Consider the following 15,295-nt stretch of genomic DNA (forward strand, 5'->3'; position numbering starts at 1 on the left):
GCAACACCACCGCGAGCGCTCCAATTGATATGTCGACAGCCGCTTCGCGAAAGGCGGACTTCTCGCATGCGGCGTGCCGCATAAGGCATGCCGGGAAATCTGAAACGCTTATGTCATTGGGAGGTAGGAATGTTGAAATCCATAAGAACGACGCTGCTTTGCGCGACCCTTGCCGGCGTCTCCTTTGCTGGCCACGCGCATGCGGAAACGACGCTCAACGCACTGTTCATGGCCCAGGCCGCCTATAGCGAGGCGGATGTGCGCGCCATGACCGAGGCCTTCACCAAGGCCAACCCGGATGTGAAGGTCAATCTCGAATTCGTTCCTTATGAAGGCCTGCACGACAAGACCGTGCTGGCGCAGGGTTCCGGTGGCGGCTACGACGTCGTGCTCTTCGACGTGATCTGGCCGGCCGAATATGCAGCCAATAAGGTGCTCGTCGACGTCACCGACCGCATCACCGACGACATGAAGTCCGGCGTTCTGCCCGGCGCCTGGACGACGGTCGAATATGACGGCAAGCGCTACGGCATGCCTTGGATCCTCGACACCAAATACCTGTTCTACAACAAGGAAATCCTGGAGAAGGCCGGCATCAAGGCGCCGCCGAAGACCTGGGACGAGCTTGCCGAACAGGCCAAGGTCATCAAGGACAAGGGCCTGCTCGCCACCCCGATCGCCTGGAGCTGGTCGCAGGCGGAAGCCGCGATCTGCGACTATACCACCCTCGTCAGCGCCTATGGCGGCAAGTTCATCGACGGCGGCAAGCCGGCCTTTACGTCGGGCGGCGGTCTCGATGCGCTCAACTACATGGTGACGAGCTACACCTCGGGGCTCACCAATCCGAACTCCAAGGAATTCCTGGAGGAGGACGTGCGCAAGGTGTTCCAGAACGGCGAAGCCGCCTTCGCGCTCAACTGGACCTACATGTACAACCTCGCCAACGACCCGAAGGAAAGCAAGGTCGCGGGCAAGGTCGGCGTCGTGCCGGCACCGGGCGTGGCCGGCAAGAGCGAAGTCTCGGCCGTCAACGGCTCGATGGGCCTCGGCGTCACCTCGACCAGCAAGAACCCGGACGAGGCGTGGAAGTACATCGTCTACATGACCTCGCAGCAGACGCAGAACACTTATGCCAAGCTCAGCCTGCCGATCTGGGCCTCTTCCTATGAGGACGCCAGCGTCACCAAGGGCCAGGAAGAGCTGATCGGCGCTGCCAAGCTCGGCCTTGCGGCGATGTATCCGCGTCCGACGACCCCGAAGTACCAGGAACTTTCGACCGCCCTTCAGCAGGCGATCCAGGAAGCGCTTCTCGGCCAGGCTTCGGCCGAAGACGCCCTGAAGACGGCGGCCGAAAACAGCGGCCTTTGAGCCGCCCTCCCAAGCCCCGGGCGGGAAACCGCCCGGGGACCGCGGGAACTGGCGGCAGCACCGCCACGCTTCAACACTTTGATTTGGCGCATCATTCGCTTGGGTCGATGACGATCCGGGGCAATATGCGATAGCATGACGGGGCTCCCTAGGCCCGAGAAGGTTTCCATCCTATGTCCGGCACCTGGATAACAACGCGCGCATGGCTGCTCATGCTGCCACTGCTGGCGGTGATGATCGCCGTCATCGGCTGGCCGTTGATCGACACGGTCAGGCTTTCCTTCACCGACGCCAAGCTCGTCGGCACGGAAGGCACGTTCGTCGGCTTCGACAACTATGCCAAGATGCTTGGTGGCTCGAATTTCCAGCGTGCGTTCATCACGACGACCTGGTTCGCGGTCGTCTCCGTCACCGCCGAAATGGTGCTCGGCGTGCTCGCGGCCCTGCTGCTCAACCAGCAATTTCGCGGCCGCACGGCGCTCCGCGCCCTGATGATCCTGCCCTGGGCGCTGCCGACCGTCGTCAACGCCACGCTGTGGCGGCTGATCTACAATCCGGAATATGGCGCGCTCAATGCCGCCCTGACCCAGATCGGGCTGATCGACAGCTACCGCTCCTGGCTCGGCGAACCCGGTTCGGCGCTGACGGCGCTGATCATCGCCGACTGCTGGAAGAACTTTCCGCTGGTGGCGCTGATTGCGCTCGCCGCCCTTCAGGCCGTACCGCGCGACATCACCGCCGCCTCGCTCGTCGACGGCGCCGGGCCGTTCAATCGGTTCCGCTACGTGATCATGCCCTATCTGGCGGGCCCGCTTCTGGTTGCGCTGGTGCTGCGCACCATCGAGGCCTTCAAGGTCTTCGACCTCATCTGGGTGATGACGCGCGGCGGACCGGCCAACAGCACCCGCACCCTGTCGATCCTGGTCTACCAGGAAGCCTTCTCCTTTCAGCGGGCGGGATCCGGCGCCTCGTTGGCGCTGATCGTCACCCTGCTCGTCACCGTGCTCGCCGTCGCCTACGCGGCCATGGTGCGCAAAGCCGCGGGAGCCTCGTGATGGAACGCCAAAGCCCCCTCTTTACCGTTTTCGTCTATGCGGCTGCACTGCTGCTGGCAGCGATCATTCTCGCCCCGATCCTCTGGCTCTTCGTCATGAGCATTTCGTCGGCTGCCGACCTCTCGGCGAAGCCGCTCAACTGGTGGCCGGAGGAGATCGACCTTTCGCGTTACCGGCTGCTGCTTTCGACGGTCGAAAACAGCGCAGGCGCGGCCTTTACCGCTTCGCTTTTCAACAGCCTGAAGGTCGCCGGCATGGCGACGCTGGCAGCGATCGCGGTTGCCATTCCGGCCGCCTGGGCGGTTTCGCGCACGTCAAATGTCTCCTGGTCGCTCTATGCGGTGATCGCCACCTACATGCTGCCGCCGGTGGCGCTCGCAGTGCCGCTCTATATGGGGCTTGCCTATCTCGGACTTCTGAATTCGGTGTTCGGCCTGGCGCTCGTCTACCTCACCATTCTCGCCCCCTTCACCACCTGGCTCTTGAAATCCGGCTTCGATTCCATCCCCAAGGAAATCGAGAATGCGGCGATGATCGACGGCGCGCGCCTCGACCAGATCCTGCGGCTCATCACGCTGCCGCTCGCGGCACCCGTCATGGCGACATCGGCGCTCTTTGCCTTCCTGCTCGCCTGGGACGAATTCTTCTACGCGCTGCTTTTCACGTCGGACCTGCGCGCCAAGACGCTTACGGTTGCCATTTCCGATCTCGCCGGCGGCCGTGTCTCCGATTACGGGCTGATCGCCACAGCCGGGGTGCTGGCCGCCCTGCCCCCGGTCCTGATCGGCCTCGTCATGCAACGTGCCCTGATCTCCGGGCTTACCAGCGGCGGTGTGAAGGGATGACGGCTATGACCACTTCGGAACGCCCCGCTGGGCTCGTCGCAATCGATCGTGAAATGGCGCGCCAGGCCACCGACGCCGTCGCCTCGGTCCGCGGCGCAGCGCCGCGCGCCGCGGAGATCGCCCGTTCGCTGAAGGCGACCGGCAAACTCCTGCTGCTTGGCATGGGTGGCTCGCATGCCGTCGGCCGCGCCGTCGAACCGCTCTACCGCGCCCATGGCATCGACGCCGTTGCCCTGCCGCTCTCGGAGCAGCTCGGCCAGCCGCTGTCAATTGAAGACAAGACGATCCTGATCACTTCTCAGTCCGGCGAAAGTGCCGAAGTGCTGCGCTGGTTCGGCGAGACCAATGGCGGAACGCCGCACACGTTCGGGCTGACGCTGGAGGGCGGCTCCTTCCTCGCTAGCAACGCGCCGTCGCTCGTCGGTGTCGGCGGGACTGAAAAAGCGTTTGCCGCCACCCGCAGCCTGACCATCAGCTTCGCCCTGCATCTCGCCGTGCTCGCTTCGCTTGGCGACGATCCCGCCGCCGCGCTTTCCGCATTGGAAAATCCGCAAGCGCCGGACACGTCCGCAGCGCTTGCGGCGCTGGCGGACGTCCGGTCCGTCGTCACTTCGGGCCGTCGTCTGCAGGGTCTCGCCGAGGCGATCGGCCTCGGCCTCACCGAACTCTCGCGCCTGCCGTGCTTCTCGCTCGAAGGCGGCCAGCTTCGACATGGGCCAATGGAAATGCTCGGCCCTTCGGTCGGCGTCGTTCTCTTCCGTGGCGCGGATGCGACCGCCGGGCTCGTTCGCGCCATGGCGATCTCGGCTGCCGAAGCCGGTTCGCCGGTCGTCGTCTTCGACGCTTCCGGCGAGACGGCGATCGAAGGCGTCACAACCATTCCCTTTGCGCCGGCTTCCGGCCTGGCGGCAATCTTTGCCATGCTGCCGGTCGCCCAATCCTTCATGATCGCCTTTGCGGCGTCCCGCGTCGAGAATGCCGGTACCCCCGTGCGCTCGACCAAGATTACCCGGAGCGAATAACGATGCGTCCTCTTGCCGTGGTCGGCAACGCCAATGTCGACCTCATCCTCGGGCCGGCGGCCCCCTGGCCCAAGGCCGGAACCGAAATCATCGTCGACCATGACGAGCTGCGCGTCGGCGGCTGCGCCGGCAACAGCGCGCTTGCCTGGGATTCGCTCGGCGTCGACTATGCGATTGCCGCCAATGTCGGCAACGACCAGTTCGGAACCTGGCTAAAAGACGCCTTTCCCGAACGGTCGAGATCCTGGCCGGTTGAGGCTGTCGGAACCACGCTCTCGGTCGGCATCACCCATCCCGATGGCGAGCGCACCTTTTTCACAACGCGCGGGCATCTGCCGCTCCTCAATTTCGAGGAAGTCCGTGCCATGCTCGACAGCGAAAAGCTGCGCGGTGGTTACGCGCTTCTGACCGGCTCGTTCCTGACCGACGCATTGACCGCGGACTATGACCGCTTCTTCGACTGGGCCGAGACCCACGACATTGCAGTGGCACTCGACACCGGCTGGCCGCTCGACGGTTGGACCGAGGCGAACTGCGCGGCGACCATCGGCTGGCTGAAGCGCTGCCGGCTGGCGCTCTTCAACGAGGTCGAGACGACGACCCTGACGGGTGTCGCCGACCCGACCGAGGCGGCGCGCGAGCTCCGCAAACACATGCCCGAGGGCGCGATCGTCGTCGTCAAGCGCGGACCGCACGGCGCGATCGCCATCGACGCGGAAGGCCGCGTTTCATCGGCGGCCGCACCCGCCGTCACCGTCGTTGATACGATCGGCGCCGGCGACGTCTTCAATGCCGGCTTCCTTGCGGCACTTGCAGCCGAAATGCCGCTCGAAGCCTGCCTGCGCACCGGCGTCACCATCGCCTCCGAGGCGATCTCCACCCTGCCGCGCAGCTACGGCCACCCGCTTTCGTCCTACCTTCAGGAGACCGTCGCATGAGCGCTCTTGCCATAGAGAACATCCACAAGCGCTATGGCGAGATCGAGACGCTGAAGGGCATCGACATCGCGCTCGAAAGCGGCGAGTTCCTGGTCCTTCTCGGCTCATCCGGCTGCGGCAAGTCCACGCTTCTCAACATCATCGCCGGACTGGCGGAGCCAAGCGGCGGCGACATCCGCATCGGCGAGCGCTCCATTCTTGGCGCGCATCCGAAGGATCGCGACATCGCCATGGTGTTCCAGTCCTATGCGCTCTACCCGAACATGAGCGTCGCGCGGAACATCGGTTTCGGCCTGGAGATGCGCAAGGTTCCGGTCGCCGAGCGCGAGAAGGCGGTGAAGGAAACCGCAAAACTGCTGCAGATCGAAAACCTGCTCGAGCGCAAACCGAGCCAGCTCTCGGGCGGCCAGCGCCAGCGCGTCGCCATCGGCCGGGCGCTGGTGCGCAATCCGCAGGTCTTCCTCTTCGACGAGCCGCTCTCCAACCTCGACGCCAAGCTGCGTATGGAGATGCGCACCGAGCTCAAGCGCCTGCACCAGATGCTGAAGACGACCGTCGTCTATGTCACCCACGACCAGATCGAGGCGATGACGCTTGCAACCCGCATCGCCGTCATGCGCGACGGCCGTATCGAGCAATTGGGCACGCCGGAAGAGATCTACGATCGGCCCGCCACGCTCTATGTCGCCGGCTTCGTCGGTTCGCCGCCGATGAACATCCTGGACGCGACCGTTGCACAAGGCCGGGTGACGATCGCCGGCGGTGATCAGGCGATCGCCCTGCCGCCCCAATTTCGCGGCTTGGTCTCCGATGGTCAGCGCGTCAAGGTCGGCATCCGTCCGGAAGCGCTAAGACTGGCCTCCGGCGACAAGGCTGCGCCGCAATTCAAGGCGCGTGTCGAGGTGGTTGAACTGACCGGCCCGGAACTTGTCACCACGGCGCGGATCGGCGACCAGCGCATCACCGCCTGCCTGCCGCCGCGCAGTTCGCTGCTTGCCGGCGACGAGCGCGCCTTCACCATAGAGGCCGATGCGCTGCATCTCTTCGATCCGCAAAGCGGCCGGTCGCTCGCGAAAGGCTGAGCCTTTCGCGGAAAATGAGAGCCGGCCATCGCTCTTGCGGCGGCCGGCCCGATCATAAAACGCGGATCAGTTGAAGGACGAGCTTTTCAGGAACTCCGCCAGACGCTCCGTCTGCGGCTTCACGAACATTTGCTTCGGATTGCCCTCTTCACCGATGCGCCCCTGGTTCATGAAGATCACCCGCGACGAGACCTCATAGGCAAAGCGCATTTCGTGGGTGACGAGCAGCATGCTCATGCCGTCTTCGGCGAGACCCTTGATCACTTGCAGCACCTCGTTGACCAGTTCCGGATCGAGCGCCGAGGTCACCTCGTCAAACAGCATCAGCTTGGGGTTCATTGCGATCGCCCGGGCGATCGCCACGCGCTGCTGCTGGCCGCCGGAGAGCTGGCCGGGAAAGTGATCCATGCGCGACAGCAGCCCGACGCGGTCCAGCCATTTCTCGGCAACCGCCCGCGCCTCGTCGCGGCCCATGCCGCAGACCTTCATCAGGCCGAGCATGATGTTTCTGGCGGCACTCATATGCGGAAAGAGGTTGAACTGCTGGAAGGCCATGCCGGTCATCGCCCGCTGGCGGGCGATTTCCTTTTCCTTCTTGCGGCGGCGTTGGCCGCCCACGGTCTCGTAGCCGATCTCCTGGCCGTCGATGCGGATCGAGCCGCCCTGGAACTCCTCCAGCATGTTGATACAGCGCAGCATCGTCGTCTTGCCCGAGCCGCTGGAGCCGATGATGGAAATGACCTCCCCTTGCGCCATGGTGCAGTCGACGCCCTTCAGCACCTCGACGGCGCCGTAGCGTTTGTGGAGATCGCGGATTTCAAGCAGTGTCTGGGTCATCGGAGCCGAAGCCTCAGGATGGGACAGCGGTCTTGCGTTCGACGTAACGGCCGAAGCGCTCGATGCTGTAGTTGATGACGAAATAGAGGAAGCCGGCGAAGAAGTAGAACTCGAGGCTCATGAAGCTGCGCGAGATCTGCTCCTGGGTGCGAAGCAGAAGCTCGGCGACGCCGATGATCGACAGAAGCGTCGAGGCCTTGACCATCTCGGCCGCTGTATTGACCCAGGCCGGCAGCGCCTGCCGCAACGCCTGCGGCCCGAGCACGTACACGAAGGTCTGCGAAAATGTCAGGCCGATGGCCTTCGCCGCCTCCGTCTGCCCCTTCGGGATTGCCTGCAGTGCGCCGCGGACGAGTTCGCCAACATGGGAGCTGCAGAAGATCGACAACGCCAGGATGCCGGCCTGGAAGGGACCGAGATCGATGCCGACGGTGCTGAGCACATAGTAGCTCGCAAGAACGAGCACGAGAACCGGGGTACCCCGGATGAAATCCGTATAGCCGCGCACGATCCATTGCACCGGCCGGTAGCCATAGGTGAGCGCGAGGCCGACGAAGACGCCCAGTACCGTTCCGACGACGATCGACAGGAAGGAGATCGAGATCGAAACGCCGAGCCCCTTCAGCAAGGGAATGCGGGCGAGCCAGAGCTGATCGAGAAATGCTGGAAAATCCATCGCGATCACCTCGGCACGGAGAGACGGCGCTCGACCGCGCGCATCAGGGCGGCAAGCACCGAACAGGTGGCGACATAGAGGCAGCTCGCAACGATCCAGGTCTCGATCACCCGGAAGGTCTCGACGTTGATCTTGCGCGCCTCGAAGGTGAGTTCAGGAACGGCGATCGCGGCGGCGAGCGAGGTATCCTTGAACAGCGAGATCATCGTGCTGCTGAGCGAGGGCAGCACGTTGCGCAGCATCAAGGGCAAGATGATCGAGGTGCGGATCTGCATTTCCGTGAGCCCGATCGCCAGCCCCGCCTCGCGCTGACCCGGCGGAACCGAGAGCAGCCCGCCGCGAAAAACTTCAGCGAGATAGGCGCCGGAATAGATCGCCAGCGTCAGCACGAAGCTCTCGATCTTGCCGAGCCTGACGCCGAGTTGCGGCAAGGCGAAGTAGCTGAACAGCACCAGAACCAGGATCGGCGTGTTGCGGATGACGGTCACGTAGAGACCGGCCGGCTTGCGCAGGAACGGGTTTTTCGACACCAGCCCGAAGGCCGTGACGAGGCCGATCAGGCAGCCCGCAAGGATCGCCGCGAAGGCGAGGCCGAGGCTGAGCGCCAGCCCTTCGAGCAGAAGATCGAAGGAGCGCCAGACCGCGGAAAAATTCAGAGTATAGCCCATGTTTCAGCCACCCATGCCGAAGGACGGAGAGCGACCCCGCAGGCGGCGGGATCGCCCGGAGAGGCTTACTTGTACTCGACCGGGAAACCGATCTGCGGCGGAGCAAGGTCCTTGCCGAACCAGGTCTTGAACGACTTCGCATAGAAGTCGAACTCGACGCCGGTCATCGCCTCGTGCAGTGCGGTGTTGACGAAGTTCAGCCAGTCCTGGTCGCCGCGCTTGACGCCGCAGGCATAGGTCTGCGGGTTCCAGCCGTAGCCGGCATCCTTGTAGCGGTTGGGGTTCTGGGTCATGTACCAGGCGAGCGACGACTGGTCGGTGGCGACCGTGTCGGCGCGTCCGGATTCCAGCGCCTGATAGATGAGGTCGACGGATTCGTACTGGTCGACCGTCGCTTCCGGCAAGGCGGCATGCACCATCGCCTCGGCATAGACGTTCTGCAGCACGGATACGGTGACGGACGAGCCGGCGGCCTTGAGCGCGGCGTAATCGGCATATTTGCCGTCGGCCTTCAGCATCAGGCCTACGCCCTCGCGATAGTAGGGAATGGTGAAGGCGATCTGCTGCGCGCGCTCACCGGTCACCGTCATGAACTGGCAGGTGATATCCACCTTGTTGGTGGTGATGTTCGGAATGCGGGCGTCGGACGACTGGTTGACGAACTCGATCTTTTCCGGATCGCCGAACAGGGCCTTGGCGATGATACGGCCCATGTCGACATCGAAGCCCTGCAGCTTGTCGTCGGCACTCTTGAAATGCCACGGCGCATTGGTGCTGCCGGTGCCCATGACCAGATGGCCGCGGGCGATCACTTCGTCCAGCTTGCTCGCCGGTTCCTGGGCCGCGGCCGTACCGGCCATAGCCATGACTGCGATGGCAGCCGCTGCAAAAACGGTCTTGCTCATTTCATTCCTCCCTTTTTTAGCCTCCCCACCATTATTCTATTACTATGCATCATAATCTTGAATAATGGATTGACGTATCAAAGGCCCGCGGTCATATCTTGTCAAGGGCAGTTGAGGTAGTTTCGCCCCGATCCTGCGCCGCCCAAGAGGAGTTGAGTCGCGATGCCCCTGCCGATCGAAACCCCGGCCGTTCTCGTCGATCTTGAAATTGCCAAGCGCAACATCGAGCGCTTTCAGGCCTATGCGGATGAGCACGGCATTCGCGTCCGCCCGCACATCAAGACGCACAAGCTGCCGCAGATGGCCGAGCTTCAGCTTCAAGCCGGCGCCATCGGCATCACCTGCCAGAAGGTCACCGAGGCGGAGGCAATGGTTGCCGGCAGCGAGCGGATCAGGGACGTGCTGATCACCTACAACATTCTCGGCGACGCCAAGATGGCGCGGCTGGAGCGGCTCAATGACCGCGTTTCGCTCGCGGTCGTCGCAGACAGCGAAACGGTCATCGACGGGCTCGCCGGCTATTTCGCCGGCAAGGACAAGCCGCTGCGCGTGTTCGTCGAATGCAACACCGGCGCCGATCGCTGCGGCGTCGGCTCCCCGGCGGAAGCCGCCAAACTCGCCCACCGGATCGAAGAGGCAAAGGGGCTCGTCTTCGGCGGCCTGATGACCTATCCGCCCGTCAACGGCCAGGCGAAGGTCCAGGCTTTCATGAGCGAGGCGAAGCAACTGATCGAAGCCGACGGCATTGCCGTGCCGGCGATTACCTCCGGCGGCACGCCGAGCATGATGCATGCGGAAGGCGCACCCGTTGCCAGCGAGTACCGCCCCGGAACCTATATCTACAACGACCGCTCGCTGGTTGCGCGCCGCGTCGCCGGCTGGGACGAGTGCGCGCTGACGGTGCTGGCGACCGTCGTATCCGTTCCGTCCGAAAATCGCGCCATCATCGATGCCGGAAGCAAGGTGCTGACCTCGGACCTGCTCGGCCTCACCGGCTACGGCCACGTGCTTGGCCGGGACGACATCCGCATCGACCAGTTGTCGGAGGAACACGGCCGCCTCGTCACCGACGGACCGATCGGGCTCAATGTCGGCGACCAGCTGAGGATCGTGCCGAACCACGCCTGCGTCGTCACCAACATGGTGGACGCCATCCATATCGTCGAAGGCGACAAATTGAAGGATGTGTGGCCGGTGGTAGCGCGCGGCCACGTTCTCTAGCGAAAGAGCCGCGACGCGACAGCGGGTGCTATCGGTAGTTACCGAATGCGGTCGTAGACGAGAGCGATCTCGCCACGCTTGCCGGTTTCCTGATGCGCAACCGCCCAGGACATGCCGGGCAGGCCGTCTTCGAACAGCCGCTCGCCGCCGCCAGCAATCTCGGGACAGATCAGCAGATAGAGACGATCGATCATGTCGACCGCAAGAAGCGATTTGATGAGGCTAGCGCTGCTGTTGACGAGGATGTCGCCTTTTCCGGACGCCTTGAGGTCCGAAACGACATCCGCCACAGGCCCGTTGGCGATCCGCGTGCGCTCCCAGGGTGCTTCGGTCAGCGTTCGTGAAAACACCACCTTTTCCGCTCCGGCCAGCCAGTTCGCATAGCCGCGATCGCGGGGATCGGCTGCCTCGTCCCTGGCAACCGTCGGCCAGTAACCGAGGAAGCCTTCGGCGTTCAGCCGGCCGAGCAAGGCCGTCGTCGCCGTCTCCCAGATGCGCGTCATATGGTTGCGCGCGACATCGGTAACCGCATAGGGCACGATCGCGGAGAGATCGCCTGCACCGCCGGGGCCGTTGTATCGCCCGTCGAGCGTGAGCGCCAGGTTTGCCGCCACACGGCGGCCCGTCGTCTTAGCCATGATCCTTCTCCTCTTTGTTGCGTTCCACGGCGCCCTACGCGCGCATTGCGGCGTTGACCGCCTGGGTGAGATTGTCGAGCACCTGCCGCCAGCCGGTTTCGATGCCGGCAATGTAGGGCAGGGCCTCGGCGGTGGTCTCGCTGATGTGGAGGCGAAGGCCGAGCGCAGTGCCCCCTTCCGCTTCCTTCAGCTCGATGTGGTAGTGGCCGGTAAAGGAAATGGTGCCAGCCCCGTCGAGCACCGACAGGTCGAAGACGAGGCGTTTGGGCTCGTCCGCCGCATGAACGCGGCCTTCCGAGCGATAGCGCCCCTCGGCATCCCTGTATTCGAGAACCGCCCGGCCGCCCGGCCGCGGCTCGAGGACGCATTCGGACACCGTCAGCGACGGAGGCGCCCACCAGGATGCGAGCAGCGCAGCATCGGTAAAATGTCGCCAGACGAGGTCGCGCGGTGCCTGCAAGGTCCGCTCGAACAGGAAGCTACGCCCGTCCGCCCAACGGTCCCGGTCCGCCTTGGCGGCGTCCGCTTCGATGGCAGCCTGATAGCGGGCGACCACATCGCGCTCACCACTGTTTGCTTGCGCCGCTTCAATCAGCAGGCGAAGGCGCGCTCCGATTTCTATCAGGGGTGCGGGCTCCATCGCGTAGACGCGACGCTGACCGAGGGGGAACACCGTCACGAGGCCGGCATTCGCCAGCGTCTGGAGGTGTTTGGACGTTTGCGGTTGGCGAAGCCCCGTCAGTTCCGCAAGTTCACCGACGGACCGGGGGCGTTCGGCAAGGAGCTCCAGAATGCGCCACCGGGCGCTGTCTGCGAGGGCTGATACGATCTTTTCCATAGGCAACCATATTCTCCATTGGGAATATTCTTGTCAAGGAATATTTATGCCCGAAACGGTATTCGACTAGACAGCCGCGGCGCGCTTCCCATGTTATCTGTCGATGGTTGGCACCGCCGCCGGCGTGGTTGCGGGCAAACCGTTCCCGAAAAGCCCGACAAAACGATAGGACATTTCCCCATAGCTGCCTCTGGCATCATCGGTTTACGTTGTAGCAGTCGACAAAATTGATAGTTTTATCTGGTAACCAATGGAGGTCGAAATGGTCTTTGGACGAATTACCGGAATGGTGGGACTGGCCATCGTGCTCGGAGGCCTGCAGCTGGGAGCTGCGAGTGTTGCGTTTGCCGACACGACGATCTTGAACGTGTCCTATGATCCGACACGTGAACTCTACAAGGACTTCAACGCGGCGTTTGCCGAGAAGTGGAAGGCCGATACCGGCGAAACCGTAACGATCCAGACGTCGCACGGCGGCTCGGGCAAGCAGGCCCGCTCGGTGATCGACGGGCTGCAGGCCGACGTCGTGACCTTGGCGCTCGAAGCGGATATCGACGCAATCGCCAAGGAAACGGGCAAGATCCCGGCGGACTGGAAGTCGAAGTTCGAAAACAACAGCGCCCCCTATACCTCGACGATCGTGTTCCTCGTGCGCAAGGGCAACCCCAAGGGCATCAAGGACTGGGGCGATCTGGTCAAGCCCGATATCCAGGTGATCACGCCGAACCCGAAGACCTCGGGCGGTGCCCGCTGGAACTTCCTCGCCGCCTGGGCCTATGGCCGGGCCGCCAATGGCGGTGACGATGCCAAGGCGCTGGAATATGTGACCGATCTCTTCAAGCACGTGCCGGTGCTCGATACCGGTGCGCGCGGCGCGACGACGACTTTCGTCCAGCGTGGCCTCGGCGACGTCCTGCTCGCCTGGGAAAATGAAGCCTATCTGTCGCTCGAGGAACTCGGCCCCGACAAGTTCGAGATCGTCACGCCGTCGATCTCGATCAAGGCCGAACCGCCGGTGGCCCTCGTCAACGGCAACGTCGATGCCAAGGGCACCCGCAAGGTGGCGGAAGCCTATCTCGGCTACCTCTACAGCGATACCGGCCAGAAGATTGCCGCCAAGCACTACTACCGGCCGTTCAAGCCGGCGGCCGCCGATCCGGCTGATATCAAGCGGTTCGGCGAGCTGAAGCTCGTCACCATTGAGGACTTTGGTGGCTGGAAGGAAGCCCAGCCGAAGTTCTTCGGCGACGGTGGCGTCTTCGACCAACTCTACAAGCCGGGCCAATAAACCCGAACAGCGCGCGCAGCCGGCAAGCCCGGTTGCGCGTCTTGCTTCGCCCCGGGCAGCCCCTCCAATGCGGGCCTCGAAGCGAAGCGCGTTTCATCGTGCCGCGTAAAGACTGCAAAGGTAGTGCCATTGACGGATGCGACGAAGACTGCACCCTGGCGATTTCGCCAGCCGAGTGTTTTGCCTGGATTTGGATTGTCGCTCGGGATCACGCTGAGCTGGCTGGTTCTGATCGTGTTGATCCCGTTGTCGGGCCTGGTGTTTCGCGCCAGCGGCCTCGGCTGGTCCAAGTTCTTCGAGCTGGCGCTCGATCCGCGCACGCTCAATGCCTTGAAGATCTCCTTCGGCACGGCCTTTATCGCTGCCGTTATCAATCTCGTCTTCGGTGTCATCCTCGCCTGGGTGCTGGTGCGTTATCGCTTTCCCGGCAAGCGGGTGATCGACGCCATGGTCGACCTGCCTTTTGCGCTGCCGACCGCGGTTGCCGGCATTGCGCTGACGACGCTCTATGCCCCGAACGGCTGGATCGGCCAGTTCCTGGAACCGCTTGGGCTGAAGATCGCCTTCACCCCCGCCGGCATCGTCATCGCGCTGATCTTCGTCGGCCTGCCCTTTGTCGTCAGGACCGTGCAGCCGATCATGGAAGAGATCGACAAGGAGGTGGAGGAAGCGGCAGCCACCCTTGGCGCCAGCCGCTTCCAGACGATCAGCCGGGTGCTTCTGCCGGGGTTGCTACCGGCCGGCCTCACCGGCTTTGCGCTGGCCTTTGCCCGTGGTGTCGGCGAATACGGCTCGGTGATCTTCATTGCCGGCAACCTGCCTTACGTCTCCGAGATCGCGCCCCTCCTGATCGTCATAAGGCTGGAAGAGTTCAATTATGCGGCTGCGACTGCGATTGCCGCTGTCATGCTGGCGATCTCGTTCGCCATGCTGCTCCTCATCAACTCGATCCAGGCCTGGAGCCGGCGGAGATATGTCTATGTCGCATGATCTGACCGCAGCCGGCCTCACCGCCAGTCCCGGTCTCAGTCCGGCCTCCGGTCCGAAGCCGGCGCTGCCGGAACTGGCCGCCGCCACCTCCGAAAGCCGCTTTGCCCGGCTGACGCTGACGATCGCAGCCCTTGCCTTCGTCGCGCTGTTTCTGCTTCTGCCGCTCGCCGCCGTCTTTACCGAAGCGCTGCGCAAGGGCGTGACCGAATTCGTGCTGGCGCTCGGCGATGCCGAGACGTTTTCCGCCATCCGCCTGACGCTGATCGTTGCCGCCATCGCCGTGCCGCTCAACCTCGTCTTCGGCGTGGCCGCCGCCTGGGCGATCGCCAAGTTCGAGTTCAAGGGCAAGGCGTTCCTGACGACGCTGATCGACCTGCCGTTCTCGGTCTCGCCGGTGATCTCCGGCCTCGTCTTCGTGCTTCTGTTCGGCTCGCACAGCCTGCTTGGCCCCTGGCTGCAGAGCCACGGCATCCAGATCCTGTTTGCCGTGCCGGGCCTGGTGCTCGCCACCGTCTTCGTCACCTTCCCCTTCGTCGCCCGCGAGCTGATCCCCTTGATGCAGGAACAGGGATCGAGCGACGAGGAAGCAGCGCTTTCCTTGGGAGCATCCGGCTGGCAGACCTTCTGGCATGTGACGCTGCCCAACATCAAATGGGGGCTGCTTTACGGCGTGCTTTTGTGCAACGCCCGCGCCATGGGCGAGTTCGGCGCCGTCTCGGTGGTGTCGGGCCATATCCGCGGCGAGACCAACACCATGCCGTTGCAGGTGGAAATCCTCTATAATGAATACAACTTCGTCGCCGCCTTCGCGGTGGCGGCGTTGCTGGCGCTGCTGGCGCTGATCACCCTGATTTTGAAGACGGCGCTGGAGATCCGCTACAGCGCCGAGATCGCCGCCAGCCGCAGACACTGACCAGCATTCGA

The 15,295-nt window shown here is 63.6% G+C and carries 16 protein-coding genes; 10 read left to right on the plus strand and 6 right to left on the minus strand.

Annotated features, from left to right (window positions below):
* The first annotated feature begins 129 nt into the window (after window positions 1–129).
* The 6 genes from JVX98_RS02555 to JVX98_RS02580 all read left to right on the plus strand — a co-directional run bounded on the left by JVX98_RS02555 (window position 130) and on the right by JVX98_RS02580 (window position 6,310).
* Window positions 130–1,368, plus strand: a complete 1,239-nt coding sequence (locus JVX98_RS02555) for an extracellular solute-binding protein (protein ID WP_205236754.1) — start codon at window positions 130–132, stop codon at window positions 1,366–1,368.
* A 173-nt stretch (window positions 1,369–1,541) separates the two neighbouring features.
* Entirely contained in the window at window positions 1,542–2,423 is an 882-nt protein-coding gene (locus tag JVX98_RS02560; protein WP_205236755.1) for a carbohydrate ABC transporter permease, read from the plus strand.
* Window positions 2,423–3,268 (plus strand): carbohydrate ABC transporter permease, encoded by an 846-nt coding sequence (locus tag JVX98_RS02565; RefSeq protein ID WP_205236756.1) that lies wholly within the window; start codon window positions 2,423–2,425, stop codon window positions 3,266–3,268. Before JVX98_RS02560 ends, JVX98_RS02565 begins: the two co-directional genes overlap by 1 nt.
* Window positions 3,265–4,290, plus strand: coding sequence for an SIS domain-containing protein (locus JVX98_RS02570; protein ID WP_205236757.1), 1,026 nt, complete (start codon window positions 3,265–3,267; stop codon window positions 4,288–4,290). The genes JVX98_RS02565 and JVX98_RS02570 overlap by 4 nt, the downstream gene beginning before the upstream one ends.
* A 2-nt stretch (window positions 4,291–4,292) precedes the next feature.
* Window positions 4,293–5,228: a carbohydrate kinase family protein gene (locus JVX98_RS02575; protein WP_205236758.1), complete on the plus strand. Its 936-nt coding sequence runs from the start codon at window positions 4,293–4,295 to the stop codon at window positions 5,226–5,228.
* Window positions 5,225–6,310, plus strand: coding sequence for an ABC transporter ATP-binding protein (locus JVX98_RS02580; RefSeq protein ID WP_205236759.1), 1,086 nt, complete (start codon window positions 5,225–5,227; stop codon window positions 6,308–6,310). Before JVX98_RS02575 ends, JVX98_RS02580 begins: the two co-directional genes overlap by 4 nt.
* 66 nt (window positions 6,311–6,376) lie before the next feature.
* Here the strand turns inward: JVX98_RS02580 and JVX98_RS02585 are convergent, their stop codons facing one another.
* From JVX98_RS02585 to JVX98_RS02600, 4 genes are all read right to left on the minus strand, one after another.
* Window positions 6,377–7,147 (minus strand): amino acid ABC transporter ATP-binding protein, encoded by a 771-nt coding sequence (locus tag JVX98_RS02585; RefSeq protein WP_205236760.1) that lies wholly within the window; start codon window positions 7,145–7,147, stop codon window positions 6,377–6,379.
* A gap of 13 nt (window positions 7,148–7,160) precedes the next feature.
* Window positions 7,161–7,823, minus strand: a complete 663-nt coding sequence (locus JVX98_RS02590) for an amino acid ABC transporter permease (RefSeq protein ID WP_043613630.1) — start codon at window positions 7,821–7,823, stop codon at window positions 7,161–7,163.
* Window positions 7,824–7,828: 5 nt separating this feature from the next.
* Window positions 7,829–8,491, minus strand: coding sequence for an amino acid ABC transporter permease (locus tag JVX98_RS02595; protein ID WP_043613628.1), 663 nt, complete (start codon window positions 8,489–8,491; stop codon window positions 7,829–7,831).
* A gap of 65 nt (window positions 8,492–8,556) precedes the next feature.
* Window positions 8,557–9,396: a transporter substrate-binding domain-containing protein gene (locus tag JVX98_RS02600; protein ID WP_052201656.1), complete on the minus strand. Its 840-nt coding sequence runs from the start codon at window positions 9,394–9,396 to the stop codon at window positions 8,557–8,559.
* A 162-nt stretch (window positions 9,397–9,558) separates the two neighbouring features.
* On the opposite strand from JVX98_RS02600, the gene JVX98_RS02605 reads away from it, so the two are divergent.
* Complete coding sequence (locus JVX98_RS02605) at window positions 9,559–10,617, plus strand: D-TA family PLP-dependent enzyme (RefSeq protein WP_205236761.1); 1,059 nt, start codon at window positions 9,559–9,561, stop codon at window positions 10,615–10,617.
* Between the two features lie 38 nt (window positions 10,618–10,655).
* Here the strand turns inward: JVX98_RS02605 and JVX98_RS02610 are convergent, their stop codons facing one another.
* The gene (locus tag JVX98_RS02610; protein WP_205236762.1) at window positions 10,656–11,255 is read right to left on the minus strand and encodes a dihydrofolate reductase family protein; all 600 of its coding nucleotides are present in this window, start codon (window positions 11,253–11,255) and stop codon (window positions 10,656–10,658) included.
* A 34-nt stretch (window positions 11,256–11,289) separates the two neighbouring features.
* Window positions 11,290–12,093, minus strand: a complete 804-nt coding sequence (locus JVX98_RS02615; RefSeq protein ID WP_205236763.1) for a metalloregulator ArsR/SmtB family transcription factor — start codon at window positions 12,091–12,093, stop codon at window positions 11,290–11,292.
* 250 nt (window positions 12,094–12,343) lie between these two features.
* Here JVX98_RS02615 and JVX98_RS02620 point away from each other — a divergent pair, with 250 nt between their 5' ends.
* The 3 genes from JVX98_RS02620 to cysW all read left to right on the plus strand — a co-directional run bounded on the left by JVX98_RS02620 (window position 12,344) and on the right by cysW (window position 15,284).
* Window positions 12,344–13,381 carry a sulfate ABC transporter substrate-binding protein gene (locus JVX98_RS02620; RefSeq protein ID WP_371826505.1) on the plus strand — a complete coding sequence of 346 codons (1,038 nt, stop codon included), beginning with the start codon at window positions 12,344–12,346 and terminating at the stop codon, window positions 13,379–13,381.
* A gap of 129 nt (window positions 13,382–13,510) precedes the next feature.
* On the plus strand, window positions 13,511–14,371 hold the full coding sequence (cysT, locus tag JVX98_RS02625) for a sulfate ABC transporter permease subunit CysT (protein WP_371826506.1): 861 nt from the start codon (window positions 13,511–13,513) through the stop codon (window positions 14,369–14,371).
* Window positions 14,361–15,284, plus strand: a complete 924-nt coding sequence (cysW, locus tag JVX98_RS02630; protein WP_192449536.1) for a sulfate ABC transporter permease subunit CysW — start codon at window positions 14,361–14,363, stop codon at window positions 15,282–15,284. The genes cysT and cysW overlap by 11 nt, the downstream gene beginning before the upstream one ends.
* The last annotated feature ends 11 nt before the right edge of the window (window positions 15,285–15,295 follow it).

The organism is Ensifer sp. PDNC004, from assembly GCF_016919405.1.
Lineage (GTDB): Bacteria > Pseudomonadota > Alphaproteobacteria > Rhizobiales > Rhizobiaceae > Ensifer.

Bases quoted from the DNA above. Each gene is read 5' to 3' on its own strand.
- JVX98_RS02555 (WP_205236754.1), top strand. From the start codon at position 130: ATGTTGAAATCCATAAGAACGACGCTGCTTTGCGCGACCCTTGCCGGC.
- JVX98_RS02560 (WP_205236755.1), top strand. From the start codon at position 1,542: ATGTCCGGCACCTGGATAACAACGCGCGCATGGCTGCTCATGCTGCCA.
- JVX98_RS02565 (WP_205236756.1), top strand. From the start codon at position 2,423: ATGGAACGCCAAAGCCCCCTCTTTACCGTTTTCGTCTATGCGGCTGCA.
- JVX98_RS02570 (WP_205236757.1), top strand. From the start codon at position 3,265: ATGACGGCTATGACCACTTCGGAACGCCCCGCTGGGCTCGTCGCAATC.
- JVX98_RS02575 (WP_205236758.1), top strand. From the start codon at position 4,293: ATGCGTCCTCTTGCCGTGGTCGGCAACGCCAATGTCGACCTCATCCTC.
- JVX98_RS02580 (WP_205236759.1), top strand. From the start codon at position 5,225: ATGAGCGCTCTTGCCATAGAGAACATCCACAAGCGCTATGGCGAGATC.
- JVX98_RS02585 (WP_205236760.1), bottom strand. From the start codon at position 7,147: ATGACCCAGACACTGCTTGAAATCCGCGATCTCCACAAACGCTACGGC.
- JVX98_RS02590 (WP_043613630.1), bottom strand. From the start codon at position 7,823: ATGGATTTTCCAGCATTTCTCGATCAGCTCTGGCTCGCCCGCATTCCC.
- JVX98_RS02595 (WP_043613628.1), bottom strand. From the start codon at position 8,491: ATGGGCTATACTCTGAATTTTTCCGCGGTCTGGCGCTCCTTCGATCTT.
- JVX98_RS02600 (WP_052201656.1), bottom strand. From the start codon at position 9,396: ATGAGCAAGACCGTTTTTGCAGCGGCTGCCATCGCAGTCATGGCTATG.
- JVX98_RS02605 (WP_205236761.1), top strand. From the start codon at position 9,559: ATGCCCCTGCCGATCGAAACCCCGGCCGTTCTCGTCGATCTTGAAATT.
- JVX98_RS02610 (WP_205236762.1), bottom strand. From the start codon at position 11,255: ATGGCTAAGACGACGGGCCGCCGTGTGGCGGCAAACCTGGCGCTCACG.
- JVX98_RS02615 (WP_205236763.1), bottom strand. From the start codon at position 12,093: ATGGAAAAGATCGTATCAGCCCTCGCAGACAGCGCCCGGTGGCGCATT.
- JVX98_RS02620 (WP_371826505.1), top strand. From the start codon at position 12,344: ATGGAGGTCGAAATGGTCTTTGGACGAATTACCGGAATGGTGGGACTG.
- cysW (WP_192449536.1), top strand. From the start codon at position 14,361: ATGTCGCATGATCTGACCGCAGCCGGCCTCACCGCCAGTCCCGGTCTC.